General features: G+C 71.3%; 3 protein-coding genes. All 3 read left to right on the top strand.

Annotated elements, in window-relative coordinates; all coding sequences use genetic code 11:
* The coding region (locus AB0G02_RS33010; RefSeq protein ID WP_360802109.1) for an SDR family NAD(P)-dependent oxidoreductase at positions 1-624 on the top strand (624 nt) is incomplete at its 5' end.
* Positions 625-931: 307 nt separating this feature from the next.
* Positions 932-2596, top strand: coding sequence for a heme peroxidase family protein (locus AB0G02_RS33005; RefSeq protein ID WP_360802106.1), 1665 nt, complete (start codon positions 932-934; stop codon positions 2594-2596).
* Positions 2597-2633: 37 nt separating this feature from the next.
* Positions 2634-3038 (top strand): DoxX family membrane protein, encoded by a 405-nt coding sequence (locus AB0G02_RS33000; protein WP_360802103.1) that lies wholly within the window; start codon positions 2634-2636, stop codon positions 3036-3038.
* Positions 3039-3133: the final 95 nt, after the last annotated feature.

The raw sequence follows: 3133 nt of genomic DNA, 5'->3' as shown, positions 1-3133 counted from the left end.
GTGAACAACGCCGGCGTGGCCCTCGGCGGCACGTTCGACCAGGAGAACGCCGAGGAGTTCGACTGGGTCATGGACGTCAACTTCCGCGCGCCGGTCGCGTTGACCCGCCTGCTGCTGCCGAGGTTGCTGGAGTCGCCGGGCAGCCACGTGGTCAACGTGTCGAGCCTGTTCGGGCTGATCGCGCCGCCCGGCCAGACGGCCTACGCGGCCAGCAAGTTCGCGCTGCGCGGGTTCACCGAGTCGTTGCGGCACGAGCTGGCCGACCGGGGCGTCGGCGTGACCTGCGTCCACCCGGGCGGCATCCGCACCAGGATCGCGGAGACCGCGCGGGTGGCGTCCGGGGTGAGCGAGGCCGAGGCGGCGCAGGGCAAGGAGAGCTTCGCCAAGCTCCTCACCTACCCGCCGGACAAGGCGGCGGAGCGGATCCTGCACGGCGTCGAGAAGCGCAAGGGCCGGGTGCTGATCGCGTGGACCGCCGTCGCGCCCGACCTCCTCGCCCGCCTGTTCCCCACCTCGTACCTGGCCGTGATGAACCGACTCAGCCCGTCCACCGCCCGCAACGCCTCCGCGCCCCGGCGAGACACGACCGCCCCTCAGCGCAACACGACCTCCACCGGCACCTGAGCGACCTGGTCGATCGACCGGACCACCCGCGGCACCCGCTAGACGTCGTCGTCGAAGGCCGCGCGCACCCCTCGGCTCGGTGCGGTCGGGCACGGTGTGACGTCCGGAACAGGCGGCGATTCACAGGATCTCTCAGGAATCCCCCTACCAGTGGCTTGCCCGCCGACGTGGACTAGAGCAAGCAGCTCAGCGCGTTAGTCCGTGTATCTCATCGACACCGGCTGGTACCTGTGTAAGTACAGGGCGACCACAGGGGGTGCGCTCGTCCTGCCCGGTGATCCCGGGGAACACAGACCTGGGGGGGTCTATGAAGCAGCACGGTACGAACAGCTTCTTCGTCGTAGGCGAGGGAGTGCTCGAGTTCGACCGCAACGGTGAGGCGACGACCCGCCAGCCGCTCACCGTGGAGGAGTTGCGGCGGTTCCGCTTCTCCCGGCTCGGACCGGAGGGGTCCCAGCTGGACGAGGAGACCAGGACCGCCTTGGCCACGGCCATGACGGCGGCCGTGCCGCAGCCGGACTCGGCGGGACCGCCGGTGCCGGCGGGCTTCACCTACCTCGGCCAGTTCGTCGACCACGACCTGACCATGGACCGCACCGAGGCGCAGCTCGGGGAGGACGTCAACCTCGACGACCTGATGCAGGGCCGCTCACCCGCGCTGGACCTGGACTCGGTGTACGGCCGCGGCCCGGTCGACCGCACCGACCGGGTCTTCTACGCCGCCGACGGCGTGAAGCTGAAGGTCGGCACCACCTCGCCGACGCCGTTCCCGGACGAGCGGGTCAACGTGGCGCTGGAGGGGTTCGACCTGCCCAGGTTCGGTGCGGCGGGCACCACCGGCGCCGACCGGCGTCGCCCGCTGATCCCGGACACGCGCAACGACGAGAACCTCGTCGTCGCGCAGACCCACCTGGCGTTCATCAGGTTCCACAACCGGGTGGTGGACGAGCTGGCGCTGCGCGGGCTGACCGGGCAGCGGCTGTTCACCGCGGCACGGCAGGAGGTCGTGCGCCACTACCAGTGGATGCTGCGGACCGACTTCCTGCCGCGGATCGTCGACCCGGCGATCGTGGACGACGTGTTCACCAACGGTCGCCGCTTCTTCGAGGCGCCGGGACGCGGCAAGGCGCCGCACGGGTTGCGGCCCACCATGCCGCTGGAGTTCTCGGTGGCGGCCTACCGGTTGGGCCACAGCATGATCCGGGGCGCGTACCAGTGGAACCGGGTGTTCAACTCGGCCGGGCCGGGGGGCATCGCGACCCTGTTCCTGCTGTTCGTCTTCACCGGGACCTCGGGCAACTTCGACCCCGGCTCGGCGCTGCCGGACCTGGACAACCCGAACTCCGGCACGGTGGACACGCTGCCCACCAACTGGATCGCGGACTTCCGCCGGCTGTACGACTTCACCGAGGCCGACCGGCCGGACCTCGCTCCGCCGGCGGCAGGCGGCGGCAACGTGACCAAGCGGGTCGACAGCCTGCTGGTCAACCCGCTGACCCAGCTGCCCGCGGGCACGTTCGGCGGGCGCGGCAGCACGTTCCCGGAGATCCAGCGCAACCTGGCGTTCCGCAACCTGACCCGGGCGAACATGGTCCGGCTGGCCAGCGGGCAGCAGATGGCGGAGTTCCTGGGCGTGCCGCCGTTGACCGACGAGCAGGTGCTGGTCGGCAACCAGGGCGTCACCCTGGACTCGCTGGCCGACGCGCAGAAGGCCGCGGTGACCGCCGCGACCCCGTTGTGGTTCTACGTGCTGCGCGAGGCGGAGCTGAACAACGGGCGGCTCGGTGCGGTGGGCGGCCGGATCGTGGCCGAGGTGTTCCACCGCGCCATGGAGGGCAGCCGCACGTCGATCGTCCGCGAACCGTCGTGGCGGCCGACGTTCGGGCCGGACTCGCAGACGTTCCGGATGACGGACCTGCTGCTGTTCGCGTTCGAGGGCAAGGCCGACCTGCTCAACCCGCTGGGCGACTGAGGTGTCGGCCCGCTGGGGGGAGCGGACCAGGACGTCGGTGCAGCTGGACCGCTTGGCCGTGCCGGCCTTGCGGATCTCGATCGCGGTGGTGTTCGTCTGGTTCGGACTGCTGAAGGTGACCGGCTCGTCGCCGGTCGCGGCGCTCGTCTCGGCCGCCGTGCCGTGGGTCGACCCGGGGTTCCTGGTGCCCGCGCTGGGGTGGTTCGAGGTCGGGCTGGGGGTGGTGTTGCTGCTCGGGCGGCTGCCTCGGCTGACGCTGGTCGCCGTGGTGGCCCACCTGGTCGGGACGTTCGTGGTCTTCGTCCAGGCGCCCGCCCTCGTGATCACCGGGGGCAACCCCCTGCTGTTGACCGCGAACGGGGAGTTCGTGGTGAAGAACACGGTGCTCATCTGCGCCGCGCTGGTGCTGCTCGGCCGAGGCCAGGAGAGGTCGCCGGGCTAGTCCGGTGTGGACGGCGTCCGGTCCCCGGTCCTCCCGGGGCCCGGAGGTGCGGGCGCCGGCGAGGGTGTTCCGGGGAGCCGGTGAGGCGGGCGGGG

Origin of the sequence: Actinosynnema sp. NPDC023658 (assembly GCF_040639995.1) — a bacterium.
Taxonomy (GTDB): Bacteria; Actinomycetota; Actinomycetes; order Mycobacteriales; family Pseudonocardiaceae; genus Actinosynnema.
This window is presented reverse-complemented; position numbering and strand designations above follow the sequence as displayed.

Coding starts and splice junctions, on each gene's coding strand:
- AB0G02_RS33005 (WP_360802106.1), top strand. CDS start 932: ATGAAGCAGCACGGTACGAACAGCTTCTTCGTCGTAGGCGAGGGAGTG.